This window comes from Paenibacillus sp. NPDC101420 (assembly GCF_050277435.1).
Lineage (GTDB): Bacteria > Bacillota > Bacilli > Paenibacillales > Paenibacillaceae > Paenibacillus_AQ.
This window is the reverse complement of sequence record NZ_JBNNSE010000002.1, coordinates 59,610-81,834: the sequence shown is the minus strand read 5'-3', so window position 1 is coordinate 81,834 and position 22,225 is coordinate 59,610. Positions and strand designations below refer to the sequence as shown.

Sequence of the window (22,225 nt, the reverse complement as noted above, 5' to 3'; positions counted from 1 at the left end):
TTTTTTAGATTCTAACCCTTGATCTAGACGCTAACAAATTTTCTCAGGAACATAATGTGACCAAATGCCGTCCTAAATGGTGTTATAGGTAAAGGGGGCATAGAATCATGCAACGATCCATGACCCGGCCGGGAAATCATGTGATAAAGAGTTACGAAATCTACGCAGATATGCTGTTCCGGATTGCTTTGGTCCATTTAGGCAGCCGGCAAGATGCCGAAGAAGCCACTCAGGATACCTTCATCAAACTGATAGAAAAAGCACCAAAGTTCAAAGACGCTGAACATCAGAAAGCATGGCTGATCCGGGTAATCACCAATCATTGTAAAACATTACTGGGCAGAGGCTGGCGCAAGCGCGAGGTTAAACTGGAAAATGCTGAGCCGATTGCGGTAGACACACCCGAGGATTTAGCTCTACTGCAGTTAGTTATGGCGATGCCTATGAAGTATAAAACCGTAATCCATCTTTATTATTACGAGGACTATCCCATCCAGGAAATCAGCAAGATTCTGCAGATTAGTCAGTCTGCCGTGAAGATGAGACTTCAGCGGGGACGGCAACTGTTAAAACTGGAGCTGGAAGGAGTGGAATCACAATGAAAGAAGATCAGTTTCGAACATTATACAAGAAAGCGGTGGATTCTATGAAACCAGGTGAAGAGATGAAAAAAGAATTGATCGACAAACTGGAGCAACAGCGGGAGCGGAAACGTCCACGCAAGACGGTTTATATCGCGGCAAGTATCGTCCTCGCCGCCGGGATCGGCTTAGCTGCACCTAATATATGGCAGCAGTTAAATGGCCAGAGTACTCAAGGGCAAATCGCTCAGGTAACTCCAGGTCCAAACCAACCAGACAATTCTGGCATAAATGCGTCCGGAAGCATTGTTATCCCCAAGTTGGAACTGCCGGATACCAAATCTGGCGTTATGGCAGATATGATCGCTCTAGTCGTATATAAAGATAACATTTATACACAGTCTGCGACTCGAATCAACGCAGCCGATGCTGCCGCTCTGCGTGGTGACAAGCTGGGACGTACTACAGGTGGCATCGATGAATGGAGCGGTAAAGACAAATATATTGAGTTGGCTTCTAACATTGGCGAAACGGATATCTATTCCGTGAAGGGATATGATTCCAATTTCCTGATTATGTCCTATTCGGAAATCAACGGCGAGGTATTCGCCGAACTGTATGAGCATACAAACGGGATCACCGTAAACAGCGGCGCTGATCTATTTGGCAAGCTAAATCTTGAAGGTCGAATTACTTCCGCACAGTGGGAAAGCTTCGACAGCTGGAACAACGGACAGCAGCAGTACACACCGCTCGCTGACGACGAGGCCCTTAATGGCTTCGTGAAGGCGCTCCAAGCGGCCAAACCTCTGGCAGCAGAGCCTCTTACCGCGCAAGGCATCTACGACAGCGAAGACCGCAAGGTTCTCTATCTCCAGCTGGAAGACAACGCCAGGGTAGAGCTGACGCTGTTTGGTCAAGGGCTAGTACATTACGGTCAGGCACCTGTATTCTTCGAGGTCGAGTCCGGGGCATTCCAGCAGCTATGGGATAGTATGAAACCATAAGAATGATGGTCGAAAACCGAGAGTACAGCGATTGGAACAACGATTGGGACAACTTTTCGGGCACCATCCCTATCAGAAAAGTCTAACTGGATACAAAAAAAGGCGCTGCTTCAAAACCATTTCATGGCTTTGCGACAGCGCCCTTTTTGTGTTGACTGCATGGTTTGCATTGCGTCATGTCAGAATATCAGATTCTAAGTATAAAAGAGCCGTTGTAGGTTAATCCTATGATGGCTCTTTTACATGTTCAATACTGCTATGATAACGGGACTCAAAAAAAGAACGCCCACCATGGACGTCCCTGAGATTCTTATTCGTATACAACGTTCCATCTAGTTACGCATTTACACTTTCTGTTTTACGATCCTGTCTTGTGTGTAATGTTTTCATCGCAAATCTTGCTATCGGCTGAGCAACCAACAGTTCAATCCAAAATGCTATACCAAAGTTTCTTGGCCAGATATGAAGGAAGTTTTTAAGTGGCTCTAGACTTATTTGTTTCGTCCCAACCCATGTGCCGATAATCGATAGTAAAATAGATAACACTGTAACATTCAATAAAGTATTCAACAGCACCCTAGCATTAAATCCATCGGTTTGTTCCATGAATTTCGGCATCACTTTCCCAACAATCGGCCCAGCAACTAATTTTACGGAAAAAACTACGATCATCCACATAAACGGAATAACCTTTAGTGTATCTATATACACTTCCTTACTGAAGCCACGTTCCAACCCCACAATAATAGGGGCAATAGTGTTTACTGAAATGATTGAAATAATGAGTAAAAATAATATACCTTCTTTTCCGTTTCTGGGCAGTCTTGTGTCTCCATGCATGTTTGTCATCTCCGTGAATCATATTTCAGATGGCAGACGTATCATGAGACATATATTTTTGGCCCAATAAAAAGACCAATATCTCTACACACTGATTTAATAATTATAGCACTTTTTTCAAATGAATGTCAGACCTCTATTTAAGATTTATTAAATCCCTCTGCTCTTTAGTGCATTCAAAAGATTTAAACTATCCCTGCAAGCGCATGGCGATAAATCTGGTATCAGTGCATCCGTTAGCAAGCTCAAAATTCCAGCCTTCCTAATTCCCTGCCTTTTGAATTTATGTACCTATAGCCAGCAAAAAAACCTTACAAAGTAAGGGTTTTTGATAAGCGGGCCCTGAGGGACTCAAACCCCCGACCAATCGGTTATGAGCCGACCTAGCTCTTGATCAATCAATTCCCATTCCTGCGCGTCAAGCACCGGCTTTCATCTTAATCCCCGCTCCCGCTCATCACTAATGATCGAATATTATGCTCCGATAGCATCGTTCAACTGCAATCCCAAATACTTTTCAATTTCTTCGCCATGATGTCTGCCCTCCTAGTAATCTGTCTAGTAATCTATATGACCACCGTCTAAGCCCCATGAAACTGATGTTGGTCGATCCTCAGTTCGCTCCCATCCCTCAACGACAACCGCACTCTCTGGCGATTTCCCGAACTCCCACAGAATGTAGTTATTCTCTGTCAATTCCTGCAGCCCAGCACGAATCTTTTCTGATGTCCGCCCACTCTTTCTCTCAAATACCTCAAGAGTAGGCATGTACCCGTGATGCACCGAGCAATGCCGCATGATCATCAGCAGCTTGCGGGCCGTATCACTAAGCATAGCGTTTCTCTGAAATCGTTTGCCAAGCGAGGATATTTGCTACCAAGAATACGCGCGGTGCTCCAGTGGATAAGCATGTTGCTCGGATATGATCTCCACGAATCCCCATCACTTCAATTTTACGTTGAGATATCTTCTCTGATTTATCTTGTTACACTATTTTAACGATCCGCTCTATACATCTTTTTTAAAAATAAAATCACTTTCAATCAGATTGCTAGAAACCAATATTAGTAATGGATGTGAAATAGAAATATATCAAATATGTATAAATTATGATATTTTTATATTATTTTTTATTTATTTTCCAAATATGTATTTACTAAACCATTTTTGCATAATACAATAAATTGGAAATCTAAAGAAATTTACCTAAATTTAAAAGGAGAGGATTATATTAGTAAATAAATATAAAATTTCAATTGTGGTATTAATAATCTTTACAGTTTTCTTCTGTTTAGCATTTTCTTCTTTCAAACATTCTAGTAATATCCATTATCAAATAGTTAGCCCTAAAGAAGCCAGTGTCATCAATTTTGATAAGAAACAGCAAGTGCCTTGGGGAGTTCTCTATCAAAATCAAAAGATTTCGTACACTTCGACTAACAAAATCTCTAAAGTGATTAAAGTAGCTATTATGGATAGTGGGATTGATGAGCAACATGAAGATTTAAAGAACACGTCCATAATTCAATACAATGCTGTTGACTTGGAAGAGCCAGTTTTTGATAAATTAGGTCATGGAACTGCAATAGCAGGTATCATTGCTGCAAACGACAATGAATTCGGATTAGTAGGGGTTTCCCCTCATGTTGAGATTTTATCTATTAAAGTCTTAAACGATGAAGGTAAAGGTGAAATTGAGAGTTTTGTGAGAGGTATTGAATGGGCTATCGATCACGATGCGGATATTATTAATATGAGTTTTGGAATTATGAGAGATGATCCACAATTAAAGACAGCCGTTGAGAAAGCACTCAAACATGGAGTTATTGTTGTTGCTGCGGTGGGTAATAAGATGGGTTCTGAGGTTGAGTTTCCAGCAGCATATAAGAAGGTTATTTCCGTTACAGGGATAGACAGCACAGAAAATATTTTTAGCCTAGCGTCTAGAGGAAAAGTTGACTTTAGTGCACCTGGCAAAGATATTCTTAGCTTGGCTCCAAATGACCAATATGCTGTTTATAACGGGACTTCTTTTGCTACTGCTCATATCACTGGAACTATTGCAAATCTACTCCTGATTAACGACTATTCTAAGAACGAAAATATTAATACTTTTATTAAAAATGATTTAACGAGCCATTCAAAGGATCTGGGCAACAAAGGCTACGACAATGTTTATGGAAACGGTTCCTTATCTAACTAACTAAATGAAAGAGGGATAAAATTGAATAAAAAAAGATCTATTATTAAGCCTATTATTTCAACCCTACTCACCTTTGCTATTATGTTTTGTTTCGTAATTCAGCCACAAGCATATGCTAAGAGTGAACGGTCAGACGAAATATCTCCTAGTTTTCATGTTATAACTAAAGATGAAAATAAAGTGGAAGTTGAAGCAAGATATTCTAATGGCAATTCCGATATGTTCCGCAGTTTTGGAAAAACTGAACAAAATGACTCAGATATAGTCGGTGTTATGACTGTAGATAAAAAAGAAGCAGAGATGACACTAGTAACAAACGAAAAATCAGAAGATGGATCCTCAAACGAAACAGTCTATGAAGTATTGATACATAGTATTAATGACGATGGAGAAATGAATGCTACATTTACAAATTTAGAAACTAATGAGAGTTTTTTGATTGAACAGGATAAATTACAAGCTTCCTTTGTAATACCGATTGGTGTTATTATTGGAGAAGCTTTGCTTGGGTATTTGCTTAGTATAGGAGCAGCCTTAGTTGTAGCGTACGAAACTATTAGTGTGATTAACGAAGTAAGAGATATCTTAAAGAAAGATCAAAGATACCATCACTATACAGCTCGAATTTTAAGTGGAAATCTTTATGTGGGTAACGCAATAGACTTGTCAGAAGCAGCTGCAAGGATAGTAAATCCTATATTTACCGTAAATACCAAAAATGTCTGGTCTACAAGCGCACCATTAGCAGATGCGGTTGCAAGATTGGCGGGTGGTGGGAATACACCTTTAGGTCCAGAGTTAACTTGTGATCAGCTTCCAGGTAATTTTTACTACATCCATTATCATACGCATAATAGAGTTGGAGGACATTCTTTCTTTTAAGGAGATATAATGCTAAAACAATTAGATGAAAATTTCAAAGCATCTGGTCTACCATCAAATTACACTTTAGACCAAGCAGGACAGTTACTTCAAAAAAATTACAATGCAATTGAACTAAGTAAAGATGATTTTAAAAATCTACAAAATGATCCAGACGCAAAGTACGACCACATTGCAAAATGCTATAAAATAGTGGACACAAAGTTACTTTATTCAATTTACACTCAGGAAGAGAAACAGGATTTATCTGAAATGATCTTATATCTTAATAGTTTGGATAATAGAGGATCGTCAGACAAATCTGAAAGTGAACTTATATGGAAAGATATACAAGAAGGGAGACGAATCAATATTGTACTAGAAAGTGTAGATAACAACTCTATATCTTCATTTACTATGCAAGGTTTGTCTCAAAAAATTCTGAATGATCTAATTATACTAAAGGGTATTCCAAATGAATATTGCGTACTGGGCAATCCTCATTATGAATATTACCTGAATGTACTGCATAATGCAGGAAAAATATAATGAACATTTCACTGAACTTAATTTCATTACTAAATTAATTAAATAAAAAAAATCCCCCGTTAAGGTTGACGGGGGATTTTTTATACATGCTTATGCCAATATCATTCTAAATTCAAATTCATTTCTCATGTAATAAGCGTCTGCGACCTTAACGCTGACTGGGCTCCATTTTTGTACTGGACCTTCACAATCAAATATACAGCTAGCTAGATCACCACGACGTTCAAGTATATCCATTTGAGACTGTGAAAAAGCAGTCGTTAGAAATTCAGTGTCTGTCTTTAGGACTTTGTATATATTACTCAACATGATCACTTCTAAAAAGATAAGGTACAAAGCGCTAATCCTAATACAATAACTCCTACGATCATCACAACAACACCTTTTCTGTTTTTCAAATAGTTATATCCACCAATAAATATGAGGGCTCCACACATCATTACAACCATCAAAGATTGTTGTTCCTCATTCGCAACATCATAATTATTGAACAATAAAGAAATACCTAGAAGAATAGTTGCCGCACAAAAATGGACACCAAATTCTTTGAATATTTTCTTCATAACAGTACTCCTATGTATTAAAATACCTGGTCTCATTTTCTCTGCTTTATGTATTTCTTAATCAAATAAAACAATACAAATCCTAACAACACAAAGCCAAGTATGGTGATCCATAGAATCGTTGGATTCCCTACGAAAAAGTATGTATTTCTGTATTGAAAATCTTCATTGTTCATCAGTATAAAAGCTCCTTGTTCTAAGAACTATCTACTTCTTCGCAACCCATCGTTTTTCAACTTTGAAGTCCTTCTTAATTACTTTATCATCCCATGACTCCAGTATAATCCTGGGCTCTGACTCAAGGATATCCTTTGCCTTATCAATCTGCCCTGACTTGAAAAAGTTTATAATTTCTATAAGGTCACTTCTACTATGTAATCTTACGGCGTTATAACTAGCAAGTTCTTCACACGCTGAGGTATATTGATTTGAGGATATTACCATGGACTTTTTTGCCCTGTAATATCTCATGGAACTATAGATCTCTTGAACAGCTTCTAACCTTACTGGATAAGAATAACACTTTGCCTGAACAACATTTCGAACCCCCTCCCCGTCTGTAAACACTAAGTCAGATCCAAAATCTCTGCCTCCTCTCGTTTTATACGCATCACTATAACCCATGGCCAAAAATAAACGATACAGATATTCTACAAAGCCAGTTCCGTCTTCCATTCGGTCTATGTCCTGGATCGTAATCTTAAGTGGATCAATTACTATACTTTGGGGAGGGTAACTCTTCTTTCTAGATAAAACTTTGAATACAAAAACAGCAGTAATGATAGCAAGAATAACCAACAAAATTATCATTTTTGTCAACCAGCAACCCCCATTAATATAAGAACCTCGCCAATGCCGGCGAGGTTCTTCCAAATTGCAATGCCATTACTTCCAAACCCTAGAACCTTAATATAAATTATTTGGAACATTATGTATATATGACTGGTAAGAAAAAGTCCTAGAACTACTGTTGGTTTTTGGACTCACGTTTCCCGTTAGCGTAAGCCCTTGCTAGTCCTGAATATCATTAACTAATGAATACTTGTGTTCTTCTTCCTACTTCAATTCGTTCGTTAAATTTTCCTCCTGTATATTCTTCTATTGCCTTTTTCCAAAAGAGTTGAGCGGGCTTGTTGTTATCTATTTGGTAAACTTCCCATTTTCCCTGGTGCATATCAAATATATCTTTAGCAACCAATCTCCCTAATCCCAGCCTACGATACTTCTTCGCAATAAAAAATTCAGCAATAGAAAAATATGCGTCATCTTCTTCCCGATTTTTTAATTTGACTAAGACAAATCCAACAATTTTCCCATTGAGACTGATTAAATATGGATAATTGGGGTCTTTAGACCAATATTCATCAATTGGATAATTAGCATACTTACCGTTTGCCTCAAACTGCAACTCCATAAATTCTGAGAAATCATAAATATAGAATTGTAACAGGTTGCTGAGTAGTTCTTTATGTTCCAAGGTTGCTATTTTGATTTCATAGTCCATGTTTGATACCATCCCTCTGTAGATTCAACTATCGTTTCGCTCTGGACACTCTATTATAGATTTAATAGCTTGCATTAAGTCACTCCTTCATAAATACGGTTCTTGATGAGTATCACCTTCAAAAAAAGGTGCTTTCAGAGTACACCTTAAGTTAACTGCGGGAAACGGAAAGTTTATTTTAAGTTAAACTTTACTGCCTGTTAGCTTGATGAGGCGCCCGCCAGTCTATTGTGTTTTCATTGGCAATTTATACTGGAATGAGACGTGGTGAGATCCTTGGACTTCGCTGGGGTGATATCGACTTCGAAAAGAAAGAACTCAAGGTGATTCAGACGGCCAACTGGACACGTGATGATTTAGTCATTCAACACCCGAAAACGAATGATTCCATACGACGGGTAAAACTTTTTCAGAATATTATTGATGACCTTAAGGAACGCTACAAGCAAATCGAGGCTTATAAAAAAGAATATGGAGACTCATATGAGGATAATGACTTAGTATGTTGCTAGCTGGTGGAGGCTATATAGATCCAAGGTAGCTGAACCACTGGGTATGACTCCAGCGATGTTCAACAAACGATACTCACACCTACTCCCAATCAAACTGGAAGAGGCCGTTGACAAAATTGAAGCAGAACTGAATAAATACGCTGAAAAACAGCTCGAAACTGCAGAAAAATAATTCACGTTAGCAAATCCGTTAGCAAACTTATAATCCCGGCCTTTCCCCATCCTATTTTCTTTATATCATTAACCCTATGGACAGCAAAAAACCCTTACAAAGTAAGGGTTTTTGATAAGTGGGCCCTGAGGGACTCGAACCCCCGACCAATCGGTTATGAGCCGACCGCTCTAACCAACTGAGCTAAGGGCCCGGATCTAAAAATATCCGAATGTAGAATTGCTGTTGTAAATAAATTGGTTGCGGGGGCAGGATTTGAACCTGCGGCCTTCGGGTTATGAGCCCGACGAGCTACCGGGCTGCTCCACCCCGCGTCAGAAAAATATTCAAACAGCGACAATAAATAATATACAGTACAAATCGGGTCTACGTCAAGGAAGAATTTATAAAAGTTCTCAAGGCAGAAATCTAACCCCGTACCTTCCCTTACGGGATCGATAAATTTCTACAAAACGTGGGTCATGATAACCGTAAATCCAGCCATCTTGCTCCAATCTTTTAGCCAAACAACCTGCTTGAAATCTGGTCCTGAACAGTTTCGCGAAGTATATCCAATTCATGATGCCCTCTTCTCCTTTTCGCAAATTTATGATACACCGCTCTGAACTTATCATGCCCAAGTTCCACAAAATAAGCCACCAGAAAACTGGTGGCTTAGGGCATATTCCAGAGTCATTCACCGATCGAGTCAAAATAGACCGTGGGATCTTTTTCAAGTGTATCCAGCATGGTATTCCCTTGCTTCTCCCAAGCTTTGAGTGCATTCTCGACGGTTTTCTTCCCCTGATAAACATCAATAAATAATTGACGTCCAACATCACTAATCCGGCTAATCCCAGGCTTCTGCATCTGTAAACTGATCAATAAAGGATCCGTTGCAGGTAAAGGCTTAAGCGTATAAAAAGCTTCCAAATTTACAGAAGGGGTCTGAGCGGTAATATAATCCTTACGGGAAGTCAGTTCACTCTTGTTATGGGCTTTAATTTTCGCAACCTCATTACTATTGACGAACTTAATCAAATCCCAGGCATCTTCCTTATTAGTAGCCGTAGAACTAATTGCCATCATATTACCAAGCCATGTTCCAATGGCAACATCCGGTTTTTCCTGAAAGGTAGGTACAGTAACCACACCCCATTTGATGGGACTGTAATTTTTGATCTTAGCAGCATTACGGGCCACTCCCGCCAGTTCATTGAGATAACCATATTCTCCAACGACCATTGCTGCTTTTCCTGTGAGGAACAGATCGCCTTGGATTGGACTGTAGGCATTCCCTTCTGTTCCTGCAAAATCCAACCCATTTAGCTCAGGTACAATTTGTTTCTTAACCAACTGGCTGTAAGTAGTCCAAGCCTGATTCCACTGTGTGGTATTTACAGTCATGTGCTGACCCTTATTATCGTACATCGTAAGTTCTAGCGGTGCGACATAACTCTGCATATCCCAGAATGGATCACTTAAGTAACGGTTCATCGAGAACCCGTATATCCGAGTTTCTTTATTAGATGACTTCTTCGTCACCTTATCTGCCAGCGTAAACAGTTCATTCCAAGTCATCTTGTCCGTTGGATAGCCCACACCAGCAGCATCAAAGATTCCCTTGTTATAAAAAAGCGCACTAGACGAGAAGATTGGCGCCAACGCAAAAAGACTTCCTCTACCCAGTTCACGAACTCCATTCAGCATCGTAGGCGCCATATTGCTTAAATCATACTGATCACGCGCTATAAGCGGCTCCAGCGATTGGACAAGATTATGATCCACCAAACTCTTCACTAATGCGCTATCACCGACGATCACATCAACAGGCTTATCTCCTCCCATAATCGCCCGGATATTTTCCAAATTGTCAGAGCTTGCGTCTGAGGAGGTGTTATTGTACCGAAGGTCATTCGTATCTATAGCGGGAATAATCTCCAATTTGATTTCTGGATGCTGCAACTCATACATATCCGTAAACTGCTGACGAAAAAACGAATCGTCCTCCCCAGACCATAGACTCCCAATACGCAATACACGTTGCTCCACTGAAGCCTTAGAAGGCTCAGCCCAAGCCGTATTCCACCCATCAGAGATTAGTGGTAGTATCAGCGCAGCGCATACCCCAAGGCTTAACCAGCGGCGCCACAGCCGTTTATTGTTGTTTATATGATTCATTATTATATCCTCCCATAAAATACTTGATTCTTCTACATCTTATGGATAAATAATCCATAATCCTAGTAACAGTATAAAGCTTTAATCAAGAAGGGAAGTTACAGGACGTTTAAAGTTATACTACGATTTCTTCATATTATTCTCATAAAAATGTTACTAGGAGCTTTTGCAGATACACGATCTCCACTACTAGAAGGTTTCGGCAGATACTAGGCTGATTATAATTGCACAAAGTGCAACTACAGTGCCAATTCCTCTAAGAAAAGTTAGTTTAAGTGTACAAAATACAACTATTCGTGTCTTGGATGACAGTTGAGTATGTTGTGTCTGTTAAAAAATAAAAGCCCCTCACTGAAAAGTGAGAGGCTCGCCTAAACTATACTCATTTATTTAAGCTTAAACACCAAATGATGAAGGATCTTTTCTCCAAGACTTCAGTACTTCTACGTCCGTCGATTCAATTTTACCTTGTGCAAGAGCCACATCAATCAATGTGCTGTAGTTGGACAAGCTTTGTAATGGCATTTCAGCTGCAGCAAAAGCATCCACTGCACGGTCCAGCTCATAGCTGAAGATTGCGAGTACAGCCAGCACTTCTGCGCCAGCTTCTTGCACGGCCTGAGCCGCTTTGATGGAGCTTCCACCTGTGGAGATCAGATCTTCAATAACAACAACCTTTTGTCCCGGTTTAATCAGACCTTCGATCTGATTCTGCTTGCCGTGGCCTTTAGCTTTATCACGGATATAAGCCATTGGCAGGTTCAGTTTATCTGCTACCCAAGCCGCGTGTGGAATACCCGCGGTTGCTGTACCTGCGATCACTTCAGCGTCCGGATACTCGCTCTTGATAAGCTGCGCGAAGGCATCTGCAATATAGTTACGAACTTCTGGGTAAGCCATAGTCAGACGATTGTCGCAATAGATCGGCGATTTGATACCAGATGTCCATGTAAAAGGCTCCTGGGGACGCAGTGCTACTGCTCCAATCTCCAACAGATAACTTGCTACTTGTTCACTTCTATTTAATGAGCTCATGCTAGGGTCATCTCCTCAATAATGTTTAGTGCTGCTTGACGTGGATCTGGTGAAGCTGTAATCGGCCGTCCTACAACAAGGTAGTGACTACCCTGACGAATGGCTTTTCCAGGTGTCATAACCCGGGACTGATCGTCCAAGGAAGCACCTGCTGGCCGGATACCCGGTGTAACCGTGCAAAATGCTGGGCCGCAAGCTTCTGCGATAGCTGCGGACTCTTGTGGCGATGCTACTACACCATCTAGACCCGCATCGGCAGCCAGCTTGGCGTATCTTACCACAGTATCCGCTACCTCTCCAGCGATCCCAATTTCGTTATTCATCACTTCTTGACTCGTACTGGTTAGCTGGGTAACTGCAATAATCAAAGGCATCTTAAGGGCAGCATTAGCACTAACTGCTGAAGCCGCTCCTTCGCGTGCTGCAGCCATCATGGCTGAGCCCCCTGCCGCGTGTACGTTAAACATATCAGCGCCAAGATTCGTAAGACTTTGAGCGCCACCTTTTACCGTGTTAGGGATATCATGCATTTTCACGTCAACGAACACAGAATAGCCACGAGATTTCAGCTCTTGAATAAATTCTGGTCCTGCCGCATAGAACAGCTGCATGCCTACCTTCATATAGCAAGGAATTCCTTCCAGCTTATCGATCAAGGCTCTTGCTCCAGTCTCATCAGGATAATCCAGAGCGATCATCAGACGATTCGCCATTGCTTTCCACTCTACTTCTCCTACTCCCATAACCATGCTCCTATCCAGTGCAGACTACATCCACACCCTTTATTTATTAGACCCTAGGCATAGCGGAACGGTCTGCGTAAACGCAAACCGCCCTATGCATCTTTATGAGATTAGTTCAATTGTCCGACAAAAGCAGGCATGGACTGTGACGAGAAGTTAATCGTCTGCAGCATTCTGAGAAGTGCCGTCACTGTATCCAGTGAAGTCATACATACGACGCCATTCTCAACCGCTTCACGGCGGATACGGAACCCGTCACGTTCTGGCGTTTTGCCTTTAGTCAGTGTATTAAAGACGAAGTTAGCTTGCCCACCACGAATCAAGTCGAGAATGTTTGGTGCACCTTCATCCAGCTTGTTTACATTCATTACGTTGAGGCCCGCTTCTTCAAGCGCTTGTGCCGTGCCTCCAGTTGCAATGATTTTGTAACCCATGGAGTGGAAGCCCTTCATAAGTTCCACAGCTTCTGCTTTATCTTTATCTGCCACCGTAACGATGATAGCGCCTGTCGCTGGAATTTTCATCCCTGCTCCGATCAGACCTTTGTATAAAGCTTTTGCGTACAATTTATCACGGCCCATAACTTCACCGGTTGATTTCATTTCAGGTCCGAGTGTAGGTTCTACTCTGCGCAGTTTGGCAAAAGAGAACACTGGCACTTTAACCGATACATAATCGCTTTCCGGCCACAAACCTTCTGTATAACCGTCATCCTTCAGCTTGCTGCCGAGAATGATTTTGGTTGCCAAATGCGCCATTGGAATTCCTGTCACCTTACTCAGGAAAGGAACCGTACGCGAGGAGCGTGGATTTACTTCGATTACGTATACTTCGTTCTGATAGATAACAAACTGGATGTTGACCAGTCCAATCGTCTTCAGTTCCTTAGCGATTTTAATTGTGATCTCAGCGATTTTCTCTTTTAGACCTTCATCCAGATATTGCGGAGGATATACGGCGATAGAGTCACCGGAGTGAACACCTGCCCGTTCGACATGTTCCATGATGCCCGGAATAACTACTGTCTCACCATCACAAATCGCGTCTACCTCAACCTCTTTACCTAGCATGTAACGGTCAATCAATACCGGATGCTCCGGATTCACTTTCACCGCTTCTACCATGTAGCTAAGCAGTTCAGTATCGTTATATACGATTTCCATTGCACGTCCGCCTAGTACGTAGGAAGGACGTACCAGCACCGGATACCCAAGGGATTGTGCAGTTTCTACAGCTTGATCCACGTCGGTAACCGTCTTACCTTTCGGTTGAGCGATATCAAGGCGTGCCAGCAAAGCTTCGAATTTCTTACGGTTCTCAGCTTCATCAATGCTATCAAGGCTAGTTCCAAGAATCTTCACACCAGCAGCACTTAGAGGTGCCGCAAGGTTAATCGCTGTTTGACCTCCGAATTGAACAATAACTCCAATCGGATTCTCTTGCGCAATTACGTTCATGACATCTTCGAAGAATAATGGTTCAAAGTACAACCGGTCCGAAGTATTAAAGTCTGTAGATACAGTCTCAGGGTTATTATTGATGATAACCGCTTCATATCCAGCCTTTTGAATGGCCCATACCGCATGGACTGTGGAGTAATCGAACTCAATCCCTTGACCGATCCGGATTGGACCAGATCCCAGCACGATAACCTTTTGCTTATCAGAATGAATGACCTCGTTCTCAGTCTCATAAGTCGAGTAGTAATAAGGTGTAGAAGCTTCGAACTCAGCCGCACAAGTATCTACCATTTTGAACACAGGTGTTAAACCTTGCTCCAAACGTAGCGCGCGCACATCAGCTTCTTTGGTGAATTTCCCGTTCGCTTGTCCTTCTGCACGAATCTCAGCAATCGCACGGTCTGTAAAGCCTTTACGTTTCGCTTGGTATAGAGTTTCCGCAGACAAAGTTTCTTCGCCGCGAATAACCTCTTCAAAGTTAATCAAACCTTCAATTTTGGAGAGGAACCACCAGTCCACGTTCGTAATATCCTGGATTTCTTGCAAACCGTAACCACGGCGGAAAGCTTCAGCAATCAGGAACAGACGCTCATCGTCAGGCTTCGCAAGACGTTCACGCAGCACGCTCTCTTCCAGTGTCTCTGCACCTGGCAGACGGAACCGGTGAACACCAATTTCCAAGGAACGGATCGCTTTATGAATCGACTCTTCAAAAGTACGGCCGATCGCCATTACTTCGCCTGTCGCTTTCATTTGCGTACCCAGCTTACGGTTCGCATGAATGAACTTGTCGAACGGCCAGCGTGGAATTTTACTTACAATATAGTCAAGTGTTGGCTCGAAGCATGCATAAGTCTGTCCGGTTACCGGATTGACGATTTCATCCAACGTGTAACCCATCGCGATTTTGGCAGCCATTTTGGCAATTGGATATCCTGTTGCTTTGGACGCCAAAGCCGAGGAACGGCTGACACGCGGGTTTACTTCGATTACATAATATTGATAACTTTGCGGATCAAGTGCGAATTGTACGTTACACCCACCCTCAATATTCAGGGCGCGGATGATTTTGAGCGAAGCTGTGCGCAGCATTTGGTATTCACGATCCGATAACGTCTGGCTAGGTGCCACAACGATACTGTCACCTGTATGTACGCCTACAGGATCAAAGTTCTCCATGTTGCAGACAACGATACAGTTGTCATTAGCATCACGCATAACCTCGTATTCAACTTCCTTCATGCCGGCAATACTCTTCTCAACCAGACATTGTCCGATCGGGCTGTAACGAATTCCTGCTTTGACAGTTTCACGCAGCTCTTCTTCGTTATCGCAGATCCCGCCGCCTGTGCCGCCAAGCGTATAAGCTGGACGTACAATCAGAGGGAATCCAATTTCCTCAGCGAATTTCATTGCTTCATCTACAGTAGTGATAATGGTGCTGTCCGGTACAGGTTGATCCAATTCACGCATTAGATCACGGAACAAATCGCGATCTTCTGCTTTCTCAATGGAATCAAGCTGTGTACCGAGAAGCTTAACATTCTCTTGCTCAAGCACACCTGCACGAGCCAATTCTACAGCCATATTTAGGCCAGTTTGACCGCCCAGCGTTGGAAGCAATCCATCTGGACGCTCTTGGCGAATAATTGCAGTTACGAATTCAAGCGTAATAGGCTCGATGTACACTTTATCTGCAATATTTGTATCTGTCATAATCGTTGCTGGATTGCTGTTAATCAGTACGACTTCCACGCCTTCTTCTTTAAGGGCTTGGCAAGCCTGAGTTCCTGCGTAGTCAAACTCCGCTGCTTGGCCGATGACGATCGGTCCGGAACCGATCACTAGTATTTTTTTAAGTTTATCGTTCTTTGGCATGTTATAGAGCTCCTTTCACGGCTTCAAGCTGTAAGTTAGTTTTTGGCGCCGTGATTCTGGCGTTTGCCGCAAGTTGTGCCTGACGTGAAACAACAGGTGTCTTTGCTTTATGATCGGCAATCAATTGAAGGAAGCGATCGAACAAGTAGCTGCTGTCATGTGGTCCTGGCGCCGCTTCTGGATGATATTGCACCGAAAATGCTGGGTAACGTGTATGTTTAATACCTTCAACAGTCTTATCATTATTATTAATGTGAGTAACTTCTAGTTCAGTGTTCTTCACAGATTCCTCATTCACGGTATAACCATGGTTCTGGGAAGTGATGAAGCAGCGTCCGCTTTCCAGTTCCTTCACAGGGTGATTCCCACCGCGGTGACCGAATTTCAGCTTCTCTGTATCCGCTCCACAAGCAAGTGCAAACAACTGATGACCAAGGCAGATGCCGAAGATCGGATATTCACCAAGCAATTCGGAAATCGTCTTGACAGCGTGAGGCACATCTTTCGGGTCCCCAGGGCCGTTGGACAGTAGGATACCATCTGGGTTCAGACGGCGAACTTCTTCCGCTTTTACATCATGTGGCACTACAACAACATCACAACCACGTTCGTTAAGCTCACGTAGGATACCAGCCTTCGCACCGTAATCCACAAGTACAATTCTTTCTTTGTTGCCTGGGCTGCTGTACGAACTTGCAGTTGATGTACGAGCTACCTGATTGCGCAATTCCTCAATCGTAGTATTTCCCATCATTTCCATCAGTTCCTCTACACGTTTGTTAGAGGTGGTCAGGATCGCTTTCATTGTTCCGTAGTGGCGAATAATCCGAGTCAACATCCGAGTATCAATCTCGCTGATCCCTGGAATATCGTATTCTTTCAACAAGTCGTCCACACTATATTCAGCACGCCAGTTACTAGGTACTTCTTCATGACGGCGCACTACAAAGCCGTGTACGAAAGGTCGAACAGATTCAAAGTCATCCCGAGTAATCCCGTAGTTCCCGATCAATGGGTAAGTCATAGTAACGATTTGTCCGCAATATGAAGGGTCAGACAGCACCTCTTGATATCCTGTAATTCCTGTATTAAAAACAACCTCGCCTGTCTTTTCGCCCTCAGCGCCAAATGCGGTACCTGTAAATAAAGTTCCGTCTTGCAGCAGCAATCTCGCCTGCATTCCATTCCACTCCTTCTTGTTTCTGTAGTCTAATGCTTATGCCTTACAAGCCTTCCGGAGTGAACGTGTACACAATCGCTGCATCTGTAAAGATCAGCAACTCCGCCCCACCAGTCCGCTAGTTTTTCTCAGTCCATACGGCTTTGCCGTCTACCCATGTCATTACTGGCCAGCCCTTAAGCTTCCAGCCACCGAAAGGAGTATTCCGTCCTTTACTTGCGAAAGATCCTGGGTCTACTTCTTTCTCCTGCTCCAAATCAATCAGTGTCAAATCTGCAGGAGCTCCGATATCCATCACACCGGTGTTCAGTCTGAATACCCGTGCAGGATCAGCAGTCATTCTTTGTACTAGTAAGGATAAATCCCATTTCCCTGTTGCTACAAACGCTGTGTATAGTAGTGGGAAAGCTGTTTCGAATCCAACGATACCAAAAGGTGCAAGTTGCATGCCTTTAGCCTTCTCTTCCTCACTATGCGGCGCATGATCCGTAACAATCATATCTAGTGTGCCGTCAAGCAAACCTTCGATACATGCTTCAACATCGCGGCGGGAGCGAAGCGGCGGGTTCATTTTCCAATTGGCATCAAGGCCTGGAATATCTTCTTCAGAGAGCAGCAAGTGATGCGGGCACACTTCAGCAGTTACTTTAATGCCGATTTCTTTCGCTTGGCGAATCAGTCGCACCGATTGTTCAGTACTTACATGGCACACATGGTAATGAACGCCTGTCGCTTCAGCCAGCAAAATATCGCGTCCAACATGGATCGCTTCTGACTCATTTGGAATTCCTTTCAGGCCATGCTTTCTTGCGAACTCACCTTCGGCTACACAGCAGCCTTCAACCAGTGAATTATCCTCGCAGTGAGCAATGACTGGCATATCCAGTGCTGCGGCGATGTTCATAGCATCTTTCATCATTTGAGCACTTTGCACGCCCACGCCGTCGTCGGTATAACCAATAGCTCCAGCTTCTTTAAGCGCTGCAAAATCAGTCAGCTCACGTCCGAGCTCATTTTTCGTAATGGCTGCATATGGAAGTACTTTAACAAGTCCTGCTTCACGTGCTTTGTCTTTGACAAATTGTACAATTTCCGGGGTATCTGTTACTGGACGGGTATTAGGCATACAAGCGATGGTTGTAAATCCGCCTTTGGCAGCCGAACGACTTCCGGTTTCCACTGTTTCCTTGTGTTCAAATCCCGGTTCGCGTAAGTGCACATGCATATCAATGAGTCCTGGAATGAGCAGCTTGCCTTCAGCATCAATGATCTCTCCAGCTTCTGGAGCAGCTTCATTTCCAGCGATTAAGGCCGAGATAACACCTTCTTCAAGTACAATATGTTTCCGCTCTAACAAGCCTTCCTTATTCAATACGCTGGCGTTTCTAATAATCACTGTCATGATTCTACCTTTACCCACAGATCCCGGCTGCGGGCCCTCTCGTTATTATATAATAAAAATTCATGTTTGTGTATATTTATTAGTCCTTATTCATCATCATTCTTTAAACTTTATAATAAAGCTCTTTCGAGAACTGCCATCCGAACCGGAACCCCATTAGACATTTGCAGGAAAATCCTTGATTGACTGCTCTCTACAACTGCATCATCAATCTCGACATTCCGGTTAACCGGAGCTGGGTGCATAATGATTGTATCTTTTGCGAGCTTAGCTGCGCGTTCTTCCGTTAAACCATAATGTCTGCGGTAATCTTCCGCGGAAAGTACGATGCCAGAAGAATGACGTTCCAGCTGCACACGAAGCATCATGACTACATCTGCTTTAAGAGCTTCTTCTATCGTTACATAAGGTGCGTATTCCATAAGCTCAGGAGCCTTCATATTCTCCGGTGCACAGAATTGCACTTTAGCCCCTAGCTTTGTAAGTCCCCAAAGATTGGAGCGTGCTACCCGGCTATGCATGATGTCCCCAATAATAGAAACCGTGAGACCCTTTAAATCTCCAAACGTTTTGGTCATGGTGTAAAGATCAAGCAGCGCTTGTGTTGGATGTTCATTGTTGCCGTCACCCGCATTAATAAGCGGTATGGACACCTTCTCAGCTAACTGCTGCAGCACACCTGCAGGCTTCAAACGCACAACTCCGGCATCGATCCCCATCGATTCCAGTGTGCGTACTGTATCGTAGATCGACTCCCCTTTTTCTACACTAGAAGCTGCAGCCGTAAAATTCAGTACTTGTGCACCCAGTCGTTTCTCTGCCATTTCAAAGGAGAAACGAGTGCGTGTGCTGTTCTCAAAGAACATGTTAGAAATAAAATGCGAGTTCAAAATGGGAGTTAACTTCTCACTTTGATTGTCCCAGTATGCTGTTCTGTCCAGCAGCCCAGTGATTTCCGACCGGTCAAGCTCTTTTATTCCCAGCAGACTACGTTCCTTTACCTTGGTAAGTGTCATGATGTTATCGTTCCTCCCGGTTTGAAATAATGTAGACCTCGTCTTTGCCGTCGTATTCCTTCAGCGCCACTTCAATCTGCTCATGCTTTGAGGTAGGTACATTCTTACCGATGTAGTCTGGTCGGATCGGCAGCTCGCGGTGTCCACGGTCAGCCAGTACTGCCAGTTGAATCATTCGTGGGCGTCCGCAATCCATCAAAGCGTCCATCGCCGCGCGGATGGTGCGTCCGGTGTAAAGCACATCGTCGAACAAAATGACCTTCTTATCATGGATGCCATCATTGCCTGAAGTAATAATGACGTTACTCTTCACTACTGCTTCACTGCCTCCTACTTCACGGTCATCCCGATAATGCGTGATGTCGAGTTCGCCGTAAGGAATCTCGACGCCTTCAATTTCCTTGATCCGCTCAGCGATACGCTGTGCTAGGTATACGCCTCGTGTCCGGATACCGACCAGCAGACAATTCTCAATCCCTTTGTTCTTCTCCAAAATCTCATGAGCAATACGCGATAATGCCCGGCGGATCGCCGTTTCGTCCATAATTACATTTTTCTCAGTAACCATAATCTTGTCACCCTCCACTTGTTTCGCCTGTTCAAGTTCCTGGAAATCAAAAAACTCCTTGCCTATTAACAGGCAAGGAGTGAAATCCGCAGATGAAGAAGATGATGGCCGCGCGCATAAAAAGACAGTCCGGTGTATACACTCGGATACCTTTCTAAGAGTCGCGAACCTCGATTCACGTTACCTTGCCAGCCTCACAGGACTGAATTAAAGGCGCTATTCATTTAATGAGAATTATGACAGAACAAACCCTGCATGTCAACATTATCTGCCTAAACTACAACACTTTCCAAGCCTGCTTCTATTAACAACAAAAGGAAGGCGGTATTATAGGGAAAACCGGAAAACCTCCCTATAATTAGGCCACAATAATCATTATGATCAGGTTATTCGGAATTCCTCCCTATAAATTAAAGGATTTCCTTGAATACAACCAAATATGCTGAAATAGAGGGAGAAATTCCCTATATTCTAGCGGATTGAAGCTAAAACACAAAATTAGAGGGAAGAATTCCCTATCTTACAGTAGCTCTATTCTACAGTAGTCTAATCCACAGTAGACTTGCCACTACATAAAGAAAAGCCACCCAAGGTTTCCCTTAGGCGGCTTCAATGTCTAACTAATGTTTAAAATTCAAACTCCACATCGCTTAAGCGTCTTTGGATTTCAGAGATGACACGTCTTTCTTCCTCTTCCCCTTTAGCAATAAAGGTAACAGAGAAACGTACAAACGGACCTGCATCATCCCAAGGCACGGTGGAGATTAGCTTCTCACGGATCAGGAATTGCGAGAAATCCTCACCGGATTCGAAACGGCGACCACCTTTGACACCCTTAGGTGCTGCAACATAAAGGAAGAAGGAGCCCTTTGGTTTCTCAGCATGGAAGCCCAGGCTGTTCAGTGCATCTACCAACAGGTTGTGACGACGAGAATACTTGGCAGCAATCGCTTCAGTAATCTCTGGATGAGCAAGACCGTAAGCCGCAGCTTTTTGAATCGCGATAAATTGACCGGAATCATTATTATCTTTCACATCACTGAAGGCTTTAACTACTAGCGGATTACCGGCCACAAAACCGATTCTCCAGCCTGTCATATTGTAGGACTTGGACAAGGAATGCAGCTCCACGCCAACATCCTTAGCACCTGGCACAGAGAGGAAGCTAAGCGGCTTCAAACCGTCATAGGTCAAGGCAGCATATGGTGCATCGTGGATAACGACTACATCATATTTTTTAGCCCATGCAACTACCTCAGCAAAAAACTCAGGAGTCGCACTAGCGCCCGTCGGGTTGTTTGGATAGTTCAAGTAAAGAAGCTTGGCTTTATGTGCAACTTCTTCTGGAATTTCGTTCAGATCTGGAAGGAAGTTATTCTCCTTCTTCAGCTCTACTGTAAACACTTGTCCACCCAAGTATTTAGTGTGTGTACCCAGCACCGGATAACCCGGCACCGTCATGATCGTAATATCTCCTGGGTTAATGAAGCAAGAAGGCAACATCGCCAATGCAGGCTTAGAACCGATAGAGTGAACTACCTCCGTAACGGGATCAATACCTTCAACACGGAATACTTCCCGCAAATATTCAGCAGCAGCTGTCTTAAACTCAGCAATTCCATTGTCCGCATAACCACGGTTCTCTTCCTTAGCTGCTTCTTCAGCAAGCTTAGCCACGATACCTGCATCAGCCATCTCATCTGGCTCGCCTACACCCATATCGATCAATTCAATATCAGGAAAATCCTGTTTTGCGGATGCTTTAGCACGTTTGATTTTCTCGAATTTATAAATCGAAGTGTCCTTGCCGTAGTTCGCACCGCCTATGCGGTCTGCAAAATTAGTCTGAATGAAGCTGTCTTGATATTGTTCAATACTCATACTTTCATCTCATCTCCTGGCTATCTATTCTAATTTTAGAAGAAACGGCTTCGCCGTCCCTTGGATGGCTTATGTTTCTAGAGATCCGTTTCTGTGATAAAAAATAAGGA

The 22,225-nt window shown here is 42.9% G+C and carries 21 protein-coding genes and 3 tRNA genes; 6 read left to right on the top strand and 18 right to left on the bottom strand.

Annotated elements, in window-relative coordinates; all coding sequences use genetic code 11:
• Positions 1–107: 107 nt before the first annotated feature.
• Entirely contained in the window at positions 108–602 is a 495-nt protein-coding gene (locus tag ACQKMP_RS09180; RefSeq protein ID WP_042190786.1) for an RNA polymerase sigma factor, read from the top strand.
• Positions 599–1,588, top strand: coding sequence for a hypothetical protein (locus ACQKMP_RS09175; RefSeq protein ID WP_427469253.1), 990 nt, complete (start codon positions 599–601; stop codon positions 1,586–1,588). The genes ACQKMP_RS09180 and ACQKMP_RS09175 overlap by 4 nt, the downstream gene beginning before the upstream one ends.
• A gap of 336 nt (positions 1,589–1,924) precedes the next feature.
• Here the strand turns inward: ACQKMP_RS09175 and ACQKMP_RS09170 are convergent, their stop codons facing one another.
• The 3 genes from ACQKMP_RS09170 to ACQKMP_RS09160 all read right to left on the bottom strand — a co-directional run bounded on the left by ACQKMP_RS09170 (position 1,925) and on the right by ACQKMP_RS09160 (position 3,262).
• Positions 1,925–2,428, bottom strand: a complete 504-nt coding sequence (locus ACQKMP_RS09170) for a hypothetical protein (protein ID WP_427469252.1) — start codon at positions 2,426–2,428, stop codon at positions 1,925–1,927.
• 336 nt (positions 2,429–2,764) lie between these two features.
• Positions 2,765–2,835 (bottom strand) — tRNA-Ser (locus tag ACQKMP_RS09165).
• Positions 2,836–2,986: 151 nt separating this feature from the next.
• Complete coding sequence (locus tag ACQKMP_RS09160; protein ID WP_427469251.1) at positions 2,987–3,262, bottom strand: helix-turn-helix domain-containing protein; 276 nt, start codon at positions 3,260–3,262, stop codon at positions 2,987–2,989.
• A 424-nt stretch (positions 3,263–3,686) separates the two neighbouring features.
• Here ACQKMP_RS09160 and ACQKMP_RS09155 point away from each other — a divergent pair, with 424 nt between their 5' ends.
• The 3 genes from ACQKMP_RS09155 to ACQKMP_RS09145 are packed head-to-tail and all read left to right on the top strand — an operon-like array spanning position 3,687 to position 6,041.
• A complete protein-coding gene (locus ACQKMP_RS09155; protein WP_427469250.1) occupies positions 3,687–4,631 on the top strand; it encodes a S8 family peptidase in 945 nt (314 codons plus the stop codon).
• Between the two features lie 21 nt (positions 4,632–4,652).
• Entirely contained in the window at positions 4,653–5,513 is an 861-nt protein-coding gene (locus tag ACQKMP_RS09150; RefSeq protein ID WP_427469249.1) for an SAR2788 family putative toxin, read from the top strand.
• Between the two features lie 9 nt (positions 5,514–5,522).
• The gene (locus ACQKMP_RS09145; protein ID WP_339797904.1) at positions 5,523–6,041 is read left to right on the top strand and encodes a hypothetical protein; all 519 of its coding nucleotides are present in this window, start codon (positions 5,523–5,525) and stop codon (positions 6,039–6,041) included.
• Between the two features lie 317 nt (positions 6,042–6,358).
• On the opposite strand, the gene ACQKMP_RS09140 is transcribed toward ACQKMP_RS09145, so the two are convergent.
• The 3 genes from ACQKMP_RS09140 to ACQKMP_RS09130 all read right to left on the bottom strand — a co-directional run bounded on the left by ACQKMP_RS09140 (position 6,359) and on the right by ACQKMP_RS09130 (position 8,108).
• The gene (locus ACQKMP_RS09140) at positions 6,359–6,604 is read right to left on the bottom strand and encodes a hypothetical protein (protein WP_339797906.1); all 246 of its coding nucleotides are present in this window, start codon (positions 6,602–6,604) and stop codon (positions 6,359–6,361) included.
• A 207-nt stretch (positions 6,605–6,811) separates the two neighbouring features.
• The gene (locus ACQKMP_RS09135) at positions 6,812–7,414 is read right to left on the bottom strand and encodes a restriction endonuclease (protein ID WP_427469723.1); all 603 of its coding nucleotides are present in this window, start codon (positions 7,412–7,414) and stop codon (positions 6,812–6,814) included.
• A gap of 217 nt (positions 7,415–7,631) precedes the next feature.
• The gene (locus ACQKMP_RS09130) at positions 7,632–8,108 is read right to left on the bottom strand and encodes a GNAT family N-acetyltransferase (protein ID WP_427469248.1); all 477 of its coding nucleotides are present in this window, start codon (positions 8,106–8,108) and stop codon (positions 7,632–7,634) included.
• A gap of 230 nt (positions 8,109–8,338) precedes the next feature.
• On the opposite strand from ACQKMP_RS09130, the gene ACQKMP_RS09125 reads away from it, so the two are divergent.
• Positions 8,339–8,620: a site-specific integrase gene (locus tag ACQKMP_RS09125; protein WP_427469247.1), complete on the top strand. Its 282-nt coding sequence runs from the start codon at positions 8,339–8,341 to the stop codon at positions 8,618–8,620.
• A gap of 291 nt (positions 8,621–8,911) precedes the next feature.
• Here the strand turns inward: ACQKMP_RS09125 and ACQKMP_RS09120 are convergent.
• The 12 genes from ACQKMP_RS09120 to ACQKMP_RS09065 form a co-directional block, all read right to left on the bottom strand.
• A tRNA-Ile gene (locus ACQKMP_RS09120) sits at positions 8,912–8,985 on the bottom strand.
• Positions 8,986–9,029: 44 nt separating this feature from the next.
• Positions 9,030–9,106, bottom strand: a tRNA-Met gene (locus tag ACQKMP_RS09115).
• 81 nt (positions 9,107–9,187) lie between these two features.
• Positions 9,188–9,352 (bottom strand): hypothetical protein, encoded by a 165-nt coding sequence (locus tag ACQKMP_RS09110; protein WP_019909365.1) that lies wholly within the window; start codon positions 9,350–9,352, stop codon positions 9,188–9,190.
• A 112-nt stretch (positions 9,353–9,464) separates the two neighbouring features.
• Complete coding sequence (locus ACQKMP_RS09105) at positions 9,465–10,952, bottom strand: ABC transporter substrate-binding protein (RefSeq protein ID WP_339797913.1); 1,488 nt, start codon at positions 10,950–10,952, stop codon at positions 9,465–9,467.
• 396 nt (positions 10,953–11,348) lie between these two features.
• The gene (gene pyrE, locus ACQKMP_RS09100) at positions 11,349–11,987 is read right to left on the bottom strand and encodes an orotate phosphoribosyltransferase (RefSeq protein ID WP_042190802.1); all 639 of its coding nucleotides are present in this window, start codon (positions 11,985–11,987) and stop codon (positions 11,349–11,351) included.
• Entirely contained in the window at positions 11,984–12,730 is a 747-nt protein-coding gene (pyrF, locus tag ACQKMP_RS09095; RefSeq protein ID WP_427469245.1) for an orotidine-5'-phosphate decarboxylase, read from the bottom strand. The genes pyrE and pyrF overlap by 4 nt, the downstream gene beginning before the upstream one ends.
• A 110-nt stretch (positions 12,731–12,840) precedes the next feature.
• Complete coding sequence (gene carB, locus ACQKMP_RS09090) at positions 12,841–16,068, bottom strand: carbamoyl-phosphate synthase large subunit (protein WP_339243103.1); 3,228 nt, start codon at positions 16,066–16,068, stop codon at positions 12,841–12,843.
• A gap of 1 nt (position 16,069) precedes the next feature.
• Positions 16,070–17,248, bottom strand: coding sequence for a glutamine-hydrolyzing carbamoyl-phosphate synthase small subunit (gene carA, locus ACQKMP_RS09085; protein ID WP_042190808.1), 1,179 nt, complete (start codon positions 17,246–17,248; stop codon positions 16,070–16,072).
• A 118-nt stretch (positions 17,249–17,366) separates the two neighbouring features.
• A complete protein-coding gene (locus ACQKMP_RS09080; RefSeq protein WP_427469244.1) occupies positions 17,367–18,650 on the bottom strand; it encodes a dihydroorotase in 1,284 nt (427 codons plus the stop codon).
• Between the two features lie 110 nt (positions 18,651–18,760).
• Complete coding sequence (locus ACQKMP_RS09075; RefSeq protein WP_427469243.1) at positions 18,761–19,666, bottom strand: aspartate carbamoyltransferase catalytic subunit; 906 nt, start codon at positions 19,664–19,666, stop codon at positions 18,761–18,763.
• Between the two features lie 4 nt (positions 19,667–19,670).
• Positions 19,671–20,234, bottom strand: coding sequence for a bifunctional pyr operon transcriptional regulator/uracil phosphoribosyltransferase PyrR (gene pyrR, locus ACQKMP_RS09070; RefSeq protein ID WP_149647673.1), 564 nt, complete (start codon positions 20,232–20,234; stop codon positions 19,671–19,673).
• Between the two features lie 627 nt (positions 20,235–20,861).
• The gene (locus ACQKMP_RS09065; RefSeq protein ID WP_427469241.1) at positions 20,862–22,115 is read right to left on the bottom strand and encodes an LL-diaminopimelate aminotransferase; all 1,254 of its coding nucleotides are present in this window, start codon (positions 22,113–22,115) and stop codon (positions 20,862–20,864) included.
• Positions 22,116–22,225 lie beyond the last annotated feature (110 nt).